We start from the raw sequence: 18789 nt of genomic DNA, 5'->3' as shown, positions 1-18789 counted from the left end.
CTGATTTTATCCCTTAAATTTGAGCAAACTGTGAATAAATGTTGACATTTTTATGAATTATTTCAGGCAAGTTCCTCCAAAAGAATTTTTTACACATGAACAATTTATGAATAAAAAAAACAAATGCCAGTTAACGCAAAGTAGCTTGGCATTTGTTTTTTGCCTTTTACACTAAATCGGTTTAAACTGCAAACTACCAATGGAAGAAATCCCAAAGGCAGTTTTACCCGGCCTAATTTGGTTGTTCCGTTACTGTTATGGATAAGGATCGCTGCTGATTGCCGCGATAGAGAACAATGTCCACCTTTTGGCCGATTCGAGGCGTCGGTTTGCAGCAGGTTCTTGTAGCTGCGGTTTTCTACCTGCACCGGGCGTCCCTTGGCGCTGATTACGCCGACGGTTACGGTATGGTCCAGCCCGAACGGGTTGCCGATGGCGATTACCCAGTTGCCCACCTCTACCTTGGATGAATCCCCCAATTTAAGATACGGCAGGGTTCGCCCGGCATCCACTTTGAGCACCGCCAAATCCAAATTGTAATCCGACCCCACCACCTTCGCCGGCAGCGGGCTGTCCATTCCTTCTATGGTCACGGTTATTTTGGTCGCCCCGTCAATGACGTGTTCGTTGGTTAAAATATATCCATCTTCAGAAATAATAAAGCCGGAACCCAGGCCTTGTTGTTCCCGCGGCTGGGTCCTGTACCCGTAGGGGCCGCCAAAAAATTGCCTAAAGAAAGGGTCGTTAAAAAAAGGGTCCACCCCTCCGCTGGTGCTTACGGTATCAATTTTTACCACCGCCGACCCGACTTTCTCCACCGTGTTGGCCACGGTTTCAGTTCCTGTACCTGGTGGGAGTCCGGTGGCGCTGGCGGTGATCAATCCCAAATCCGAGGCGCCTGTTGCCCGGGCTCAAGTCGTTCACCAAAAGGCATCCCCCGGCAAACATCACCCCCGCCACAAAGGCAGTCAGGGCAATAAAAAGCAGTTTGCGCCTGAAATCAGTTAAATTTTTCATATTAACCTTCTTTATGGGCTATACGCTTATCTTCATCTGGAATATAGGGACAATCCGGATTAATAAATGGTTTTTTTGCCTCAGTTGATTTGTAAACCCGTTCCAGGAGACGGTGTGTGCAAGTAACAAGTTCCCGGGGTAAAAATGGTTTTGCCAGGTAGTCATCACTTCCCATCTCCAGGCCCATGATGCGATCCAAATCGGCATCCCGGGCGGACATAAAAATAACGGGAATGTCCGGGGACGCCTCTTTGATACTGCACAGCAGCTGGTAGCCGTCAATATCAGGAAGTATAATATCTAAAATCCAGAGGTGCGGGTGCTTTTCAATGGCTTGCAGCGCAGATTGCCCATTGGTAAAGGACCGTACTTCCCAGCCTTCTTTTTTTAAATAGCAAGTTAATATTTGATTTAAATTTATCTCATCTTCAACCAGGAAAATCCGGAACACGCGCGAACCTTCCTTTTAACTGCAAGCTAATGGCCCGGTCCATAAAATTGCCTCACTTTAACGCAGGTCTGAAATCATGCTCAGGTAAAAACCCAGCATTAAAAATATTGCCCCGGGTCCACCGGACGGCCATCGACCCGGACTTCCAAATGCACATGTGGCCCGGTGGATAGCCCTGTATTGCCCACCCTGGCGATCACCGTTCCCGGGGAAACCTGTTCTCCCACGGACACCAGGATGGAAGAGGCGTGAGCGTATAGAGTAGTAACGCCATTGCCGTGGTCGATCCTAACCGCCAGCCCGTAACCGCCGTCCCAGCCGGCGAAGGTCACCCGGCCGGCCGCGGCCGCCCTGATCGGCGTTCCTTCCGGCGCGGCCAAATCCCAGCCCTCGTGAAAGTCCCGGCTGCCGGTAATGGGATGGGTGCGCTGCCCATACCCGGCGGTAAGGCGGCCCTGGACCGGTAAAGTGAATTTCCTGGCCGTGCCGCTGCGGGAAGTTGCCGGTACATTGGCCGTTGATCTCATCGTTCTTACCGGCCTGGCTCCGGGGATGATTATCTTCTGCCCGGGCTGCAGACCAAGGGGGTCAAGGTTACTATTTGCTTCCAGAATGCTTTCAACTTCAACCCGGTAGCGCAGCGCTATTGCCGCAAGGGTTTCCCCCGGTACAACCCGGTGCAGCAAACCCTTTACCGGCAGAATGACCAGTTCCTGGCCCACGTCCAGCCGGTGGGGGTTGGGCAGGTCATTGGCCCCCAGGATGGTTTCCACATCAATACCGTAACGCTCCGCTATGCCGCTCAAGGTATCCCCGGCTGCCACCTGATACAGAACCGGCTCTAGGCTTTTGGGGGAATCCTGTTTTTCCGAAGGTGTTTGGGGTGGTGGTTCCGGTGTTTTTAAATTAGAAGGTTTTTCAACTGCATCTCCGAAGGTATCTTTATCTTCGGTTCCGGGGTTAAATAGATCAGCGTTTTGATAGGCTAAGAATAATATCCCGACAATTACAATAACAGGGTTATCAAAAGTAATTTATTATCTCGTAAAATACCCATCTCCACTCCACGATGTTCCCTTAATTATTTAAATATACTTACGATATTACTTACCTGAAGACCCGCTCGTACCGCCCAGCGTGCTGTAGGCGGGCGCCCAGGGCTTCTGGAATAGCAGCTTGGTGTAGGCGTGCTGGGCGGCTAGTTCTTTCAGCAGTTGCTCCGCCTCGGCCAAGGCAACCTCTGCGGCTGCCACATCAAGTTTGCCGGCAACCCCGGCCTGGTACATCAACTCTTTGGTTTTTAGTTCCTCCTCGGCCCTGGTCACTCCCTTTTCCGCAGACTTATAAGATTCCTCCAGGTTTTTCAGGGTATAGTACAGGTCTCGCACCAGGAGGCGGGTGGCATCTTTGGCGCTTTGGGCGTCCAGTTCGGCCTGCTCCAATTCCGCCTCCCGGGCATCGTAGGGGGTATACTGCCCCTTGGCCCACGCCAGGTCGTTAATATATTCCTGAAGCTGCACCCCCTGCTCGGCCAGCCACACGGACGGGCTGTTCTCCAGAGCGCGGTTAACCTCGGTGTCCAGGTTGGTTACCTCCAGCGGGTGAAATTCCAGTTCGTCCACCAACACCGGCCGGTCCTCGGGCCACAGCCCCACCAACTGGTTAAATTCCGTGTAAGCGTGATCCAGTTCATTTTGCGCCGCCGCCAGGTCGCTTTCCGCTTTATCCATCGCCGCCTCGGCCTGATCCAGCGCCATCATGGTTGTTCCGGCTGAGTTACCTTGGCCGAACTTGGCCACAATTCCATGCTGGTAGGCCGCCCGGGATTGCTGCAGTTCCAGGCGGGCTTGCTCAAGAACAATTTCTTTTACTTCTACACTTTCCCGGGCCTTTAAAACATTCCAGTACAGCTGGTAGGTATCCAGGGCGATGCCGTCCAGCCGGGCGTCGTAACTTTTTTTAGACATGCGCCAGGTCAGGTCCGCCTGCAGCAAGGAGGCCCAGGCAATTTCAAACTGCGGATCATAATAGACCACATCTCCGACGGTGGGGATAAAATCCAGCTGATCAGACGCCTCATCCCTAAGCGCTTCGGTGCGATCTATTTCCAAATCAGCTTTTTTGACCACTTCGCTGTGCTTAATCGCCTTTTCTATGGCCTCGTTCAGGGTAAGCTCGGGCCGCGCGGGTTCCCTGGCCAACGCAGGCTGCAGCCCACTGAACGTAAAGCTGACAATTAAAATCGCAAGCAGCAATTTTTTTAACAACTAACCCCGCCTCCCATGTAGATTATTGATGCCTGGCACCGACAATAATTTTTAATATCCGTTTTTTGTCGAAATTAAGGAGTGCCAGACAGGCACCTTTATTCGCGTTATTCGTGACTCAATGCCTCCAGCGGGCTTAAGCCCGCGGCTTTCAGGGCCGGGTAATAGCCGAAAAAAGTGCCCGTGAACACGGAGAAAACCAGCCCCAAAATTCCACCCAGCGGAGTCGGCATAGCCTGCAAATCAAAATACTGCATCAGGGGGACCACCAGCGCGCCCAGGGCCACCCCAATCACCCCTCCGGCCAGGCTGATGATTACCGCCTCCAGCAAAAACTGGAGCAGGATATCGGTTTTCCTGGCCCCGATGGCCTTTAAGATGCCGATCTCCCTGGTGCGCTCCTTGACTGAGACAAACATGACGTTCATGATGCCGATGCCGCCCACGATCAGCACTATAGTGGCTACGATGACCAGCAGTACGGACATGGTGCGGGCCGTATCCTGGGCCGCGGCCAGGCGGCTGCCGGCATCCCTGATCATAAAGTCATCCTGCCCGCGGATACGGTGCGTTTCCCGGAGCACCCCGGCAATTTCCCGCATGGCCGAGGGCACGCTTTCCAAATCCCTGGCCAGGGCGATCATGCGGGGGTACACGTTGGCGCCTAGGATATATTTTTCCGCCACCACGTACGGCACAATAGCACTTTCATCGGTATTGACGCCGCCCGTGGCGTCCCCCAGCCGCTCCAGCACCCCGATAACCTGGAAGTTGCGCCGGTCGATTTTGACGGTACTGCCCACGGCGGCCGCCGCATCACCGCCGAACAACTCTTCGGCCAGTTCCGCCCCCAGCACGGCCACCCGGTTTCTTTGCTCATTGTCTTCATCGCTGATGAACGCGCCCGCTTGCAGTTTCAGGTTGCTCAGGGCCTGGTATTCGGGAAAGGCGCCGATCGCATCGCCCTGAAAAGTGATGTCGTTATAACTAGCTTCAACCTTGCCATTAATAGCTATGGTGACCATTTCCACCGAGGGCGCTTTTTCTTTGATGGCCTCCACATCGGTGGTGGTTAAGGGCTTTCTGTACATATCGCTCCCCCGGGCGGACATGACATAAATGGTGCCGGCGTTAAGTTTGGCAAACTGCTCCGCCACCGAGGCCTCGCCGCCCTTGCCCACGGCCACCACCAGCAAAATGGTAGCCGCGCCCACAATAATGCCCAGGGCGGTGAGAAAGGCCCGGAATTTATTGGCGTAGATGTTTACAAAGACCATTTTAATCAGTTCACTGTATTTCACACCTTACCCCCCTGGCCGGCGGGCCTGGTCCGGATGACCACTTTATCTCCCTGCTGCAAGCCGTCAATCACTTCCACGTTACTGCCATCGGTAAAGCCCGTCTTAACCTTTCGGGTCACAATTTCACCGGCCTCGTTATACATTTCCACCACTGCCGCGCCGTCCACCCTTTTCACCGCTGCGTTGGGAATAATTAATACATCTTTCTTTTGTTCAATGATCAAGGACACGGCCCCCGTCATGCCGTTTTTAATCCGGGCGTCGGGCTGATCAAGCAGTATACTGACCTCATACGCGACAATGCCGCTAGGGTCTGAAACAGGCAATGCTTCAATACCGCCAACTTTACCAGAAAATGTCTCACCCGGCAGGGCTTCAAACTCCACCTCCGCCGCCTGGCCCAGTGTCACCTCGGCAATATCCAGCTCCAGGACCTGGGAAATAACCGTCACGGCATCGCCGGTGGACACCACGGCAAATTGTTTGTCCGCATTATCCCCTCCGCCGGACACGGTTTCCCCCACCTTATTGGCAATGTAGAGCACTGTACCGTTCACCGGGGCTCTTAACACAGTATCCTCCAGGTTCTTTTCCGCCTTTTTCAGGTTAACCAGGGCCTGGGCCACAGCGGCTTCTTCCATTTGGATATCTGAAGTGGCCCGCTTGGCCGCTTCATAGGCCTCCCGGGCGCTGTCCGCGGCCAGTTTTTTTAAAGCCACTTCCTGCGCCGGGAAAATGTCGGGCACTTCGCTCATGGGCTGGTAGACCAGCATGGCGTTGTCCATTTTTTCCTTGGCCGCGATCAGTTTATTGTTATAATCATCTTTGGCTTTAGCCAGCTTGGCCCGGGCCGCTTCGTAACCCGCCCGGGCGGCTTCCAACTCCAGCTGGTATTTTTCCGCGTCCAGCCGGGCAATGATATCCCCGGCCTTAACTTGATCACCCGGTTGGACGGAGATTTCCTTAATTACTCCATTAATTTGAAAATTCAGCCCCACCGTGTCCAGTTCGGCTTTACCGTCCGCGGCCAGGTCAATTTTCAGCTCCCCCTTTTTTACCGTTACTTCCTTTATTTCTTCGGCCACCGCTTCCCCACCGCGGCCGACCGCAAAAGAATACAGGCCAAGGGCAATGGAAAGACACAAAGCCGCTGCTATGATTAGAAATGTTTTTTTATTTTTTAAGCCAGTCAGCTTTTCCGGTAGACTCAAGTCAACTCACCTCTCTTTTCGCTGCAGTACCCCCGGAGGCCGGTATCACCCGGCCGTCCTGCAGGTAAATAATCCGGTTGGCCTGCCGGGCAATGTCCTGGTCATGGGTGATTAAAACCAAGGTACGCCCCTGGTTGTTCAGTTGTTTAAACAGTTCCATGATTTCCGCCCCCGAGCGGGAGTCCAGGTTCCCCGTGGGTTCGTCGGCTAAAATCAAAGGGGGATCGCCGATTAGCGCCCGGGCGATGGCCACCCGCTGCTGCTGGCCTCCGGACAGTTCGTTGGGCCGGTGGCGCAGCCGGTCGCCCAGGCCCACCATTTCCAGGAGCCGGGCGGCCCGCTCCCGGGAAACGCTCCTATCCTCGCCCCGGTAAATTAGCGGGATTTCCACGTTGGTCTGGGCGTCCAGCTTGGGCAGTAAATTAAACTTTTGAAACACAAATCCTATTTTGCAGTTGCGCACGGCGGCCAGCTTTTGTTCGGGGCAGGCCAGTACATCTTCCCCGTCCAGGAAATATTCCCCGGCATTGGGCCGGTCGAGACAGCCCATGATGTGCATCAGAGTGGATTTACCCGATCCGGAGGTGCCTGTGATGGCGACAAATTCCCCTTTGGACACCGTTAAGCTGACCTGATCCAGGGCCTTTAATTCCAGCAGGCCGTTTTTATATATTTTGACGATATCTCGCATCACAATCATAAATTAGCCCCCATAAAGCTACTGACCATAGCCGCCTTGATTAATTTGCACAAATTCAGCCATTGACTCCCCCTCGCCAGAAGGTTCCTCTTCCAGCCAGAATTTAACTATGTCGCCCTGTTTAATTTGGGAAATGTCCACTTCCGCGGCTTCCCCGCCAAAATTACCGGTGGCGATCACCGGCACGCCCACCGGGATGATAATGTCCACCGTTTCGTCACTCACCTTAATCCGCTCCGCCCGGGCCTGGGCCCTTTCCTCAGGGCTTAAAGACTGCATTTGACCCCGCAGCGCTTCCCTTTCTTCCTCCGTTTGAGCAATGTTGTTTTCCACTTTAAAAACAGTCAGTTTGTTGCCCCGAATGGTCTTGACCTGGCCCCATAAATCCGCCGGCCTTTCCGGACCACCCCACCGGGTTACATTTTGGGAGGACTGGCCGGAGCTTTGCGCGGGGGCATTGGCGGTATCATTGCTTCCTGAATTACAGCCCTGAAGCAGTACAAAAACAAGCAGGCTAATGAGCAAGAATATGACTTTTTTAAGGCGCAAACTTATCATCACCTTCTCTAGTATTTTTTCTGTAGTGGACTTGTTATTTTGCAAAATTTCACAATAGCAACCCGTCTGTCTAGTGTGGCCATCTTTTTTGCTTACCAAAGGCTACCCGGTGCATTTTATTTCCTGTTACCTGTGGCTTCTATGGCGATTTACCCTTTAGCCGCTGCACTTCTTCCCTAAGCTGAATCAGCTCCGCGTACAGGTTGGGGCATTGTTCAGCCGCTATTTCCTCCTCGTCAAGGGTGGAAAGATCTTGCTTACCACATTTGGCCACCAGGTAAACCAAACCAACGATACCGATAATCATGATGGGCCACAACCAATTTCCCAGGTTAAAACCCGTAATCGAGTGGTGCATATTACCCCCCCCACTGGCTGAAAAAATTACCATGATCCTTTAACCTTATATTTCAGCCGGTACAGTTTTCATAGTAAAACTAAAGGTGGACCCCTGGCCCGCTTCGCTCTGCACGCTTACTTTACCGCCGTGGGCCTCCACAATTTGCCGGGCGATGGCCAGCCCCAGCCCCGTACCCCCCAAAGCCCGGGAACGGGATTTCTCCACCCGGTGAAAGCGCTCCCAAATATGTTCCAGGTCTTCGGGCGGGATGCCCGGCCCCTGGTCGGCGATACTGACCGTGATGTTATCATCCTGCGCCTGCGCCCGCACCGTAACCTTCCCGCCGGGGCATGAAAATTTTACGGCGTTGTCCAGCAGGTTCACCAGCACCTGTTCAATGCGGTCTTCGTTGCCCAGCATTGGCGGCAACTGGTCCGGAAAATACCTGTCAACAGTTACCTGCTGCTTTTTTATAAGCGGTCGCAGTTTTACCAATACCTGGTCCACAAGTTCCGGTACGTCTATTTCGTTCATATCCCATCTTTCCTTACGCGATTCAATCCGCGATAAATCCAACAGGTCATAGATTAATTTTTTTAGGCGCAGCGTTTCCCGGTGGATAATGGTCAGGTACTTGTCTTGGTCCTCGCCAGGGATGGCGCGATCCAGCATGGCTTCCACGTAACCCTGGACCGAAGTGAGGGGAGTACGCAATTCGTGGGATACGTTGGCCACGAAGTCCCGGCGCAGTTGATCCAGTTTCCTTAATTCGGTAATATCCTGCAACACGCCCACGGCACCGAAGCTGTAGCCTGTCTGGTCAGTTAGCAGAGAAATATGGGCCAGGGTATAAGTCCGCCCGCCATCAGGTGTATATTCCCTGCTGCACGGCTCCCCGGATGCTAGAACCTTGGCAAACAATTCATGCAACTGTTTATCCGGGACGGGTTCCCCGTAGGCTTGCGCTAAAAAGTCTGCGGATTCCCCCAACCCGAAGGTGCGGGCCGCCCGATTGTTAAGTAAAATCACCCGGTTGGCGCCGTCTACAGCTACCACCCCTTCGGCCATGTGGGCCAGAATGTTTTCTATTTTCTCCTTTTCCAGGGCCAATGCGCCCACGGTCTCTTCCAGAGATAAAGCCATACGGTTGAAATTTTGCGCCAGGTGGCCGATTTCATCACCGGACTTAAGTTCCACCCGCTGTTTATAATCACCGTCCGCTATTTGTACGGTGGCTTCACTGAGCCGGCGCAGCGGCCGGGCCACCGAACGGGATAATAATAAACCCAGCAGGGCCGCCAGCAACAGGGCCGGCAGGGCGGCCAAGAACATCAACCGGCGCACAGCCCCAACGGTATCGGTGATATCGGCCATCGGGGCCGACAGAAGCAGCGCTCCCTGCACCTCGTTATTTACCAGCATAGGCACGGCGGCAAAAATAACCAGTTGTTCAAAACGGGGGAGATACCCCCGCCTGGAAACGGTTTGGCCATCCAGAAGCTTTTGGGCGTCGACCGGTTCCAGCCAGAAACGCCGCGAAGTGCCGGAAAATTCGCTGTGGGCCATCAGTAAAAGCTTATCCCTGTTGATTAAGGACATGTGATTATCCCCAAAACGGTTTAAAATGTCCACTACATCGGCGGCAGGCCGGTTCTGTCCGGTGTTTTCAGCCATAATGCGCGACACTTCCCGGCCTTTATTTAATAGCTCTGCCTCTTTAGTAGAGTAATAGTAGTCACCCAACAGGTAGGACATGGCCAGGCCCAGCACCAGCAGGGTGATTAAAATAATGGCGATGTAGGTGGACATTAGCTTGCTAAATAAACTTTTGAACATTTAATTGCCTGCCTCAAATTTATAGCCCTGGCCCCAGACCGTTTTTATGTAGCGCTTACCCGTATGGGCGCTGAGTTTTTCGCGCAAACGTTTGATATGCGTGTCCACGGTGCGAGGGTCACCCAGGTAGTCATAATCCCAAACCTGCTGCAGCAGCTGTTCCCGCGTAAAAACCCGGTCCGGGTTAGCGGCCAAAAACCACAAAAGCTCAAACTCCTTGGGGGGCATGGAGAAAACCTGCCCGTTCATTTCCACCTGTTTGGCGGCGTTATCTATGATTAGGCCTGGTAAAGTGATCACCTCAGCGTCTTTTTTTTCCTCCGCCTGGTGCACCCGCCTTAACACGGCTTTGACCCGGGCCACCATTTCCCGGGGGGAAAAGGGCTTGGTTATGTAATCGTCCGCCCCCATTTCCAGGCCCAGCACCCGGTCCAGCTCCTCTCCCCGGGCGGTCAGCATAATAATGGGTATGGAAAGTTGTTTTCTGATTTCCCGGCACACTGCCCAGCCGTCCTTTTTAGGCAGCATGATATCCAAAAGGATCAGGTCCGGGTGGCGGCTGGGCACTTTTTGCAGGGCTTCTTCCCCATCCACGGCTATTTCCACTTGGTAACCTTCCTTTTCCAGGTATAGCCGCAACAGCTCCCTTACCGGTTCTTCATCTTCCACAACCAGTATATTACCGGCATATTCCTGCATTTTTACACCTCCCTTACCCCCGTCCTTTTTACGATAATGCAAAACCGTAGCACTTTTATATTACTGGCGTGAACTGAGCTTCATGGGCGTTGTTAAAAGGGGAGGGCGCATAAAATCCGTCCCTCCCTTTTCAGTTACCAAAACAAATCATTTACTGGGTGCTGCCGGCCCCAAAGCCTCCCCGAAAGCCGCGGCCCCATTTGCCCCTGTTTTGGGCCATCTGGGCCAACTGCTCCTGGGTGAGTAAAGACTGGCACTGCTCCCGGCTTTGCTGGGCGATGCCATACAGTTTGCCGCGCAGATCGTTAATCTCCTTGATCTTGGCGTCTATTTTGGCTTTGTCCGGGTTTTTCTGCAGCTGTAGCTGCTTCAGCTCTTGCATGCTGTCCATCAACTTAATGCGCAGGTCGCGGGTTTGCGCGTAGGTTTTTTGCCTGATTTCCTGCATTTTAGCGATTTGCTGGTCAGTGAGATTTAAGGCACCGGGCTGACCCAGTCATCGCTATTAAGCATACGCGGGCCGTTACCACCCCAGCCCATTCCGGCCGCCGCAGCCACCTGGACAATACCGAATACCAAAAGTAGTGTAACGGTCAAAAGCACTATTTTCTTGTTCACTATTACACCTCCTTTCCCATCTGATTGCACAGAAATTTTAGTTATTTTCCCTGTGCTAACTATATTCTACCCACCAATTGTGAACAAACTGTGAGAAAAGATTGGGAAGTTTATGAACTTATATTATATTTCTAAATACTTTTTTAAGTGTAGTGCGCACCGGATGATTTAAAAGCATATCGCGTTTGCGACAATATGGCCGAAAGTAATCGCTAATAAATAATAAAAATAAGGCCTCGCTAAAGGCCTAAAAGGAGGGCGTCTAAATTATAGGCAGATCCAAAATTTGGACTTAACTTAATCACCCTTTTGGCAGGCATACCTTTTTTCCAATAATTCATTCAGACTTCCCGTGCGATAACCGCATAGGTCCAGCGTTACATATCCAAACCCCATTTCCCGCAGTGCGCGCGCCACTTGCGCATATTCTCCCGCCAGGCGCACAATATCGGCGGGTGGCACTTCAATGCGGGCCAGATCACCGTGATACCGCACCCGCACCTGCCTGTAACCGCGCTCTCGCAGCCATTGTTCCGCGGCGCCGATGCGGCGCAGTTTTTCCGACGTAACCGGCGTGCCGTAAGGAATCCGGGAGGCCAGACAGGCCGCCGGGGGCTTGTCCGCCGTAAAGAGGCCCAGATGCCGGGAAAGCGCCCGCACGTCAGTTTTGTCAATGCCCGCTTCCAGCAGGGGACTGCGGATACCCAGTTCCCGCAGGGCCCGCATCCCGGGGCGATAGTCGTGCATATCCCCTGCATTGGTACCGTCGACCACCACGGCGAGGTTTTCCCGGCGGGCCAGGTCCAGTAAAACAGACATTATATATTTCTTGCAATGGTAACAACGCTGCTCATCATTCTGGGCCACCTCCCGCACCGACAGCGGGTCCACTTTTTCCACCCGGTGCCGGATCCCGGACAGGACGGCCACCTTGCGGGCATCCTCAACCTCCCCCGGCGGGTTCAATTCCGAAACCAGGGTAACGGCCAGCACCTTTTCACCCAGCGTCTCCACGGCCACCCGCGCCAACAAGGAACTGTCCACGCCTCCCGACAAGGCTATCAGTACGCTGCCCATTTCCCGCAAGATCTGTTGGAGCCGGGCCAGTTTATCACTGTTCATTTATTGTTTCCCCCGTTTACGCATTCAGCCCCATGCCGGTGATGCGTTTGCACGGCATGGAGGTCAACCGGGCGGTAGTTTTCCGTAGCCGGTTCCCCAATAATCACTCGCAACAGGTTGGGCCGGTCATATTGCCGTTTGCCGGCTCCGTAACCGACCCGTTCCACGGTCATGGAGGGTAATCCCACCCGCCCCCGGGCCAGCACAGCCATCAGGGCCGCGCCCGTGGGCGTAACCGTTTCCATGCGCACACCGGCGTCGTATACCGGTAGACTTGCCCCGGCCAATATCTCCAGGGTGGCCGGGGCGGGCGAAGGTATCACGCCGTGCCGGCAGTGGATGAACCCCGACCCCAGGGGCAGGGGCGAAATATATACTTTATCCACACCCAGCAGGTGCAGCCCCAGCACCGTACCCACCACATCGATTATGGCATCCACCGCCCCCACCTCGTGAAAGTGAATTTTATCCGGGCTGGTGCCATGGACTCGAGCCTCCGCCCGGGCCAGGGTTTGAAAAACCTGTTTGCTTTTATCCTTAACCCTTTCCGGCAGGCCGGCGGCGTCGATAAGCTGCTCAATTTCCGGCAGGTGACGGGCCGGCTGCTCGAATTCGGCCAGTGCCACGGTAATGTTTTCGGCGGTAATACCCGACTGTATTACCTGTTCACGGCGCAGCGCATACCCTTCCACAGGAAGCCCGGCCAATTCCTGCCGCAGCCTGTCGATATCAACCCCCGCTCCCACCAGGGCCCCGAGGCACATGTCACCGCTGACACCTGAAAAACAATCAAAAAACGCTATTCTCATTTCGCCGCCTCCCACTTGACCCGGGTTACGGCATCCGCCAGCGCCGCCGCCCCAAAGCCATTGTCTATATTCACCACACCCACTCCGGACGCGCAACTGTTCAACATACTAAGCAAAGCGGCCAGCCCGTTGAAGCTGGCCCCGTACCCCACACTGGTGGGCACGGCGACAACGGGCCGGTCCGCCAGCCCGCCCACCACGCTGGCCAGTGCACCCTCCATGCCGGCCACCACAATGATTACATCGGACCATTCCATCAGCTCCCGCTGGTCCAGCAGACGGTGGATACCCGCCACCCCCACGTCATAACAGCGCCGTACATGATTGCCCATCACTTCCGCGGTGACTGCGGCTTCCTCGGCCACAGGCAGGTCCGCGGTGCCGGCGCTCATCACCAGCACGTTTCCTTTCCGGGGCAACGGCTCGCCGCGGCTGATGGTAATGACCCGTCCCAGTTCGGAATACCGGGCGTCGGCACAGATCGCCCGGACTGCCTCAAAAACCTCCCGCCCGGCCCGGGTCGCCAAAACATTATTGCTGTGGGCGCACAGTCTCTCCACTACGGCAGCCACCTGTTCCACCGTTTTACCCTGACAAAAAACCACCTCCGGGAAGCCCTTGCGCAAACCCCGGTGATGGTCCAGCTTGGCAAATCCCAGGTCCTCGTAAGGCAGGGTCTTCAGCCTGTGCAGGGCCTCTTCCACGCTTACCCGCCGCTGTTCCACCTCTTTCAACAATGCGCGCAACTCAGACAACAGCATTGTAATTTACTCCTTATCCAGTCTATTTTATATCCGTGTCGTTTCATAGATAATATAACATTTTTATTTACAGTTAAAAAGATACGTAACTTGCATGCCGGAACGCAATTTGCCCGGGGAACGGGCAAGGAATATCCGCCATCGTAGGCGAAATATTATATGGATAAGTTTAGCGGAACAATAAAGGTGGTGAACAGCAACAAAGATGACAACACATTACCACTGGGAAGAGATCACCGTGCTGGAAACGGCCATTGATGATATGAACCCGGAATTTCATCCTTATGTAATCGAAAAATTACTGGCCGGGGGGGCGCTGGACGCTTACCTACAGCCAATCATCATGAAAAAAGGCCGCCCCGGCGTATTGCTCACCGTTCTGGCCCGTCCCCGGGACGTGGATCACCTGCTGGCAGTTATTTTTACCGAAACCTCCACCCTGGGGGTGCGGATACGCACCGAGAAAAGGGCCTGCCTGGCCCGCAGCTTTTTAACCGCCCAAACAGAATACGGACCGGTGCGGGTAAAAGTAGCTTATACGGGCGATAAAAATACGCCCGTTCGGTACAGCCCCGAATACGAAGACTGCCGGGCCCGGGCGCTGGAACGGGGCGTGCCGTTGCGGGAAGTATTCCGGGCCGCCCTGCAGGCTGCGCAAAAGACGGAAAAGACACCCCAATAAATATGCGTGGGTCCGATAACCCCCGCCGGCAAGATCCAAGGACCATTTTTTCATAAAAAATAAAATAAAGAACTGTTGGCAAATCGATAACTTTGTAATTTTTTATACTGGGTGGTATCATAAGTAGGGCAAACCCGGTTATTTTTCACCGCTATTCAACATCTTTAGCATGCCAAACCAAGCGTTAATTTTTACTTAGGAGAGATATACATGAAATACTTGAACACAGAAAAAGAGCAGGGCAAACGCATCATCATCACCGTTATCGGCCCCGACCGGGTCGGCATCATCGCCGGAGTCACCGGCATTCTGGCCGCCAATGACATCAATATCCTGGACATCAGCCAGACCATTATGCAGGAATTTCTGGTTATGGTACTGATCGCCGACATGGAAAAAAGCAAGATTGACCTTTCCACGCTTAAAGACAATTTAAGCAGCAAAGGGGAAGAACTGGGCGTGCGCATCGACGCCCAGCACGAAGACGCCTTCAAATTCATGCACCGGCTGTAATAAAGGGGGTTGTGCTGTTGCTTACCATACAGGAAATTATGGAAACCATCACCATGGTCCAGGAGGAACACCTGGATATACGCACCATCACCATGGGCATAAATTTGCGCGATTGCGCCGACGCCGACCCCCGGGCCGCCTGCCGCAAAATCTACGATAAAATCACCCGGCTGGCCGGCAACCTCGTTCCGGTGGGAGAAAAAATTGCCCGGGAATACGGCATCCCCATCGTCAACAAGCGCATATCGGTTACCCCCATATCCATTGTGGCTGAAAGCAGCCAGGCGGATGATTACCTGATTTTCGCCGAAACCCTGGACCGGGCGGCGGATGCGGTGGGGGTAAACTTTATCGGCGGCTTTTCCGCCCTGGTGCACAAAGGAATCACCGGCGGTGACGCAAAACTGCTGCGATCCATCCCAGCCGCCCTGGCCGGCACCGAGCGGGTGTGCGCCTCTGTGAACGTGGCCACCACCAAGGCGGGCATTAACATGGATGCGGTGGCCCTGATGGGTCGGATCATCAAGGACGTGGCCTCCCGAACCGCCGACCGGGACGGCCTGGGGTGCGCCAAGCTGGTTGTATTTGCCAATGTACCCGAGGACAATCCCTTCATGGCCGGTGCCTTTCACGGCGTGGGCGAACCTGAATCGGTGCTCAACGTGGGGGTAAGCGGCCCCGGAGTGGTCAAGCGGGCCGTGGAAAAGGTCAAGGGAAGCGACTTCGGCACCCTGGCCGAAACCGTCAAGAAAACAGCGTTTAAAATCACCCGCATGGGTGAACTGGTGGGGCGTACCGCCGCCGAAAGACTGGGCGTGCCCTTCGGTATCGTGGACATTTCCCTGGCGCCCACCCCGGCGGTGGGGGACAGCGTGGCCGAAATACTGGAGGCCATGGGTCTGGAACGCTGCGGCACCCACGGCACCACAGCGGCCCTGGCGCTGCTTAACGACGCCGTCAAAAAAGGCGGGGCCATGGCCTCATCCTACGTGGGCGGTCTTTCCGGCGCCTTCATCCCCGTCAGTGAAGACGCGGGCATGATTCGCGCAGTGGAAGAAGGTGCGCTTCACCTGGATAAACTGGAAGCGATGACCTGCGTGTGTTCTGTGGGCCTGGACATGATTGCCGTGCCCGGCGACACCGGCGCGGAAACCATAGCCGCCATTATCGCCGATGAAGTGGCCATCGGCATGATCAACCAGAAAACAACTGCTGTGCGAATTATTCCGGCACCGGGCAAACATGTGGGCGACTATGTGGAATTCGGCGGCCTTTTGGGCCGCGCGCCGGTAATGCCGGTGCATCGTTTCTCCGCCGCAGATTTTGTCAAACGGGGCGGCCGCATCCCGGCCCCCATCCACAGCCTGAGCAATTAAATACGCCCCCAACCCTCCGGGGTGCGCCTGGACGGCCTCACTCACGGCCGTCCAGGCATGCTTTCACAGTATCCAACCAATCATCAAACTGGGTAAAATTACCTGCCGGTTTTTACCACTATTTTATTCCCGTCGGAAGTGATCAGCACCGCACCATCACGGTCGGTACGAAAAATACTTGCGCCGGTGTTTTCCAGGGCGTCCAGCGTTTCCTGCGCCGGGTGACCAAAACGGTTGCGACGGCCCACCTGAATAACGGCATATTCCGGTGCCACAGCTTGAAAAAACCCGGGTGTAAAAAAACGACTGCCATGGTGGGGCACCTTTAGAACGTCCGATTGCAGTTCCATACCGCCGGCCAGCAGCGCCCGCTGGGCTTCCACTTCGATATCGCCGGTCAACAGCAGGGAAAAATCCCGGTACTCCAGGCGCAGCACCAGGGAAGCATCGTTTAAATCCTCATGCTCCTGCGCCGGCTTTCCGCCAGGCCCCAGCACCAGTACATCCACCCGGTCGTCAATTTGCAACATCTGACCGGCCCCGACCCGGTAAACGGGTATTTGCAAAGGAGCCAGACCGGCCAGTAGTTCCTCATATCCTGAAGCAGCAGTGATCACCACCGCTCCGGCATGCAGCTTATCAGCCACCGGCAGCGCCCCGCCGGCATGATCGCCGTGGGGGTGCGTGACTGCCAGCACATCCAGCTTATTGACGCCCAGCCGGTGTAGATAAGGTACCACCACCGATTCCCCCACTGCTTGCCCTCCCTCCGGGTCCCCCATCCGACCGCCCGCGTCAACCAGCATAGTACGCCCGCCGGGAAACTGCACCAAAATGCTGTCGCCCTGGCCCACGTCTATAAAATGCACCCGCAACTGATCGCCGGAACCGCCCCAGGGCCACCAGATGACCAAGACAAGCAGCGGCACTGTCGCCGCCGGGATAAATCTTTCGTACCGGCCGGCCCGGGATAAATCAAGACGCCCCTGCACCGTTTCCACAAACAAATATAACCCGGCATACCACAGTATCACCCCATACCAGGGCGGCGCTGCCACATAGGCGGACCCGCCGGGTATCATGCTTATTTGCGCAGCCAGCCAGAGGAAAAAGTCTATCAACACCCCCGTGCCGAAGTTGACCGGTTCCGCCGCAGGCAAATAAATACTCCCCACCACACAGCCCGCAAAGCCCAGCAGCATTATCACCCCGACCAGCGGCACCAATAATAAATTGGCCAGGGGAGCCACCGGAGTCACCAGGTTGAAGTAATATATCAGCAGGGGCAGCGTACCCAACTGGGCGGCCACCGTAACTTGCAGGGGCAGGCCCAACCACCGGGGCATTCCCCACCGTTTAATAAGTAATTTCCCCAGCGGGGGACCCAGGTAAAGAATGCCCCAGGTGGCGGCGAAAGACAGTTGAAAGCCTGTTTCATAAAGGGAAGACGGATCAATAGCCAAAATAACCAGGGCCGCCAGGGCCAGGGCCGTGGGCCAGTCCCTTTCCCGGCCCAGCTGCGCCGCCAGCAGCACAAGCACGGCCATAATGCCTGCCCGCTGCACCGCCGGCCCCATGCCGGTCATCACCGCGTAAAACAGCAAAACCGGCAGGACCAGCAAGAGTGCCGCCCGGCGCGGCATCCTAAGCGCCCCGGCCAACAGCAGGGTACCCGCCAGCACATAGCCCACATGCAGGCCGCTGACGCAGAGCACATGGGCCACTCCACTCCTTGCAAAGATGTCCTCCGTGGCCCGGTCGATGCCTTCCCTGCTGCCAAACAGCACCCCGCTGATAACCGCTGCCTGTCTTTCGTCCAAAGTCTCGTACGCCACCTTAAGCAATGCTTGTTTGGCCCGCAGGGCGAGGCGCACCGGCGCATTACCGCCGCCGGTACCCACCAGCCGGACGTCCCGGGGCCCGTCAACTTTCATTAAACAGTAAATTCCCCGCCGCTCCAGGTATGAGCGGTAATCAAAGGCACCGAAATTGCCGGGTTCCCCGGGAATGTACAGAAAACCCCGCAACCGCAGCCGGTCACCGTAGCCATAAACCCTCTCGTTTTTCGCCGCTTTAACCAGCACCAAACCGGAAACTTCCACAATGTGTTTACCGATTGCCACAATGTCCGCCTGTATCAGATACCGGACATTATCCTTGCCCACCTGCGGCTCTGCGGCCACCCTGCCCTCCAACGTCACAAAGTGGCCGGCAAAGCGTTCCGGACCGTCCGGCGGCCTGGCACTGTCCACCGCGGCAGTCCCCCAGCCCAGCAGGATAAACAGCAAAACAAAAACCCGGCGGTTTTCACGCCAGGTCAATATATACCCCACCACAGCCACACAAAAAACAGCCAGGGCCAAAAGCAGAACAACCCCGGAATCCACTTCAAACAGGGAGTTGATTACTATTCCCGTAATAAAACCTAACGTCATAGCAAGTAAAGGACGGCCCATAATTCACCACGTACTTATTTGTTTCAGCTGCGTAACATCAACTATTTAATTAAAGCAATCAAGTATTATAAT

20 protein-coding genes and 1 pseudogene are annotated in these 18789 nt (G+C 54.9%); 3 read left to right on the top strand and 18 right to left on the bottom strand.

The window, feature by feature from the left end:
• Positions 1-104 precede the first annotated feature (104 nt).
• From BM299_RS03665 to larB, 17 genes and pseudogenes are all read right to left on the bottom strand, one after another.
• Complete coding sequence (locus BM299_RS03665; RefSeq protein WP_092482104.1) at positions 105-887, bottom strand: trypsin-like peptidase domain-containing protein; 783 nt, start codon at positions 885-887, stop codon at positions 105-107.
• Positions 835-1017, bottom strand: a complete 183-nt coding sequence (locus tag BM299_RS20305; protein WP_131820601.1) for a hypothetical protein — start codon at positions 1015-1017, stop codon at positions 835-837. Before BM299_RS20305 ends, BM299_RS03665 begins: the two co-directional genes overlap by 53 nt.
• Before the next feature lie 10 nt (positions 1018-1027).
• Positions 1028-1468, bottom strand: a pseudogene (locus tag BM299_RS03660) (response regulator transcription factor); the annotation flags it as partial.
• A gap of 98 nt (positions 1469-1566) precedes the next feature.
• Positions 1567-2274, bottom strand: coding sequence for a LysM peptidoglycan-binding domain-containing M23 family metallopeptidase (locus BM299_RS03655; protein WP_131820600.1), 708 nt, complete (start codon positions 2272-2274; stop codon positions 1567-1569).
• Positions 2275-2571: 297 nt separating this feature from the next.
• Entirely contained in the window at positions 2572-3735 is a 1164-nt protein-coding gene (locus BM299_RS03650) for a TolC family protein (protein WP_092482101.1), read from the bottom strand.
• A gap of 107 nt (positions 3736-3842) precedes the next feature.
• Complete coding sequence (locus tag BM299_RS03645) at positions 3843-5036, bottom strand: ABC transporter permease (RefSeq protein WP_092482100.1); 1194 nt, start codon at positions 5034-5036, stop codon at positions 3843-3845.
• A complete protein-coding gene (locus tag BM299_RS03640) occupies positions 5033-6247 on the bottom strand; it encodes an efflux RND transporter periplasmic adaptor subunit (RefSeq protein WP_092482099.1) in 1215 nt (404 codons plus the stop codon). Before BM299_RS03640 ends, BM299_RS03645 begins: the two co-directional genes overlap by 4 nt.
• A 1-nt stretch (position 6248) precedes the next feature.
• On the bottom strand, positions 6249-6947 hold the full coding sequence (locus tag BM299_RS03635) for an ABC transporter ATP-binding protein (RefSeq protein WP_092482098.1): 699 nt from the start codon (positions 6945-6947) through the stop codon (positions 6249-6251).
• An 18-nt stretch (positions 6948-6965) separates the two neighbouring features.
• Positions 6966-7496, bottom strand: coding sequence for a hypothetical protein (locus BM299_RS03630; protein WP_092482097.1), 531 nt, complete (start codon positions 7494-7496; stop codon positions 6966-6968).
• A 148-nt stretch (positions 7497-7644) separates the two neighbouring features.
• Positions 7645-7863, bottom strand: coding sequence for a hypothetical protein (locus BM299_RS03625; RefSeq protein WP_092482096.1), 219 nt, complete (start codon positions 7861-7863; stop codon positions 7645-7647).
• 45 nt (positions 7864-7908) lie between these two features.
• The gene (locus BM299_RS03620) at positions 7909-9681 is read right to left on the bottom strand and encodes an ATP-binding protein (protein WP_092482095.1); all 1773 of its coding nucleotides are present in this window, start codon (positions 9679-9681) and stop codon (positions 7909-7911) included.
• A complete protein-coding gene (locus BM299_RS03615) occupies positions 9682-10380 on the bottom strand; it encodes a response regulator transcription factor (protein WP_092482094.1) in 699 nt (232 codons plus the stop codon).
• A gap of 151 nt (positions 10381-10531) precedes the next feature.
• Positions 10532-10828 carry a Spy/CpxP family protein refolding chaperone gene (locus BM299_RS19905; protein WP_245779628.1) on the bottom strand — a complete coding sequence of 99 codons (297 nt, stop codon included), beginning with the start codon at positions 10826-10828 and terminating at the stop codon, positions 10532-10534.
• 26 nt (positions 10829-10854) lie between these two features.
• The gene (locus BM299_RS19900) at positions 10855-10998 is read right to left on the bottom strand and encodes a hypothetical protein (RefSeq protein ID WP_245779627.1); all 144 of its coding nucleotides are present in this window, start codon (positions 10996-10998) and stop codon (positions 10855-10857) included.
• A gap of 297 nt (positions 10999-11295) precedes the next feature.
• The gene (gene larE / locus BM299_RS03605) at positions 11296-12120 is read right to left on the bottom strand and encodes an ATP-dependent sacrificial sulfur transferase LarE (protein WP_092482093.1); all 825 of its coding nucleotides are present in this window, start codon (positions 12118-12120) and stop codon (positions 11296-11298) included.
• Positions 12117-12929 (bottom strand): nickel pincer cofactor biosynthesis protein LarC, encoded by an 813-nt coding sequence (larC, locus tag BM299_RS03600; protein ID WP_092482092.1) that lies wholly within the window; start codon positions 12927-12929, stop codon positions 12117-12119. Before larC ends, larE begins: the two co-directional genes overlap by 4 nt.
• A complete protein-coding gene (larB, locus tag BM299_RS03595; RefSeq protein ID WP_092482091.1) occupies positions 12926-13690 on the bottom strand; it encodes a nickel pincer cofactor biosynthesis protein LarB in 765 nt (254 codons plus the stop codon). Before larB ends, larC begins: the two co-directional genes overlap by 4 nt.
• Before the next feature lie 205 nt (positions 13691-13895).
• Between larB and larC2 the strand changes: the two genes are divergently transcribed.
• From larC2 to BM299_RS03580, 3 genes are all read left to right on the top strand, one after another.
• Entirely contained in the window at positions 13896-14372 is a 477-nt protein-coding gene (gene larC2 / locus BM299_RS03590) for a nickel pincer cofactor biosynthesis protein LarC2 (protein WP_092482090.1), read from the top strand.
• Between the two features lie 210 nt (positions 14373-14582).
• On the top strand, positions 14583-14885 hold the full coding sequence (locus tag BM299_RS03585) for an ACT domain-containing protein (RefSeq protein WP_092482089.1): 303 nt from the start codon (positions 14583-14585) through the stop codon (positions 14883-14885).
• Between the two features lie 17 nt (positions 14886-14902).
• Complete coding sequence (locus BM299_RS03580) at positions 14903-16261, top strand: PFL family protein (RefSeq protein WP_092482088.1); 1359 nt, start codon at positions 14903-14905, stop codon at positions 16259-16261.
• Positions 16262-16359: 98 nt separating this feature from the next.
• On the opposite strand, the gene BM299_RS03575 is transcribed toward BM299_RS03580, so the two are convergent.
• Complete coding sequence (locus BM299_RS03575) at positions 16360-18717, bottom strand: DNA internalization-related competence protein ComEC/Rec2 (protein WP_092482087.1); 2358 nt, start codon at positions 18715-18717, stop codon at positions 16360-16362.
• Positions 18718-18789: the final 72 nt, after the last annotated feature.

It is taken from the genome of Desulfoscipio geothermicus DSM 3669, from assembly GCF_900115975.1.
Classification (GTDB): Bacteria; Bacillota; Desulfotomaculia; order Desulfotomaculales; family Desulfallaceae; genus Desulfoscipio; species Desulfoscipio geothermicus.
Note: the sequence above shows the minus strand (reverse complement) of the source record. Positions and strands in the feature narration are given on the sequence as shown.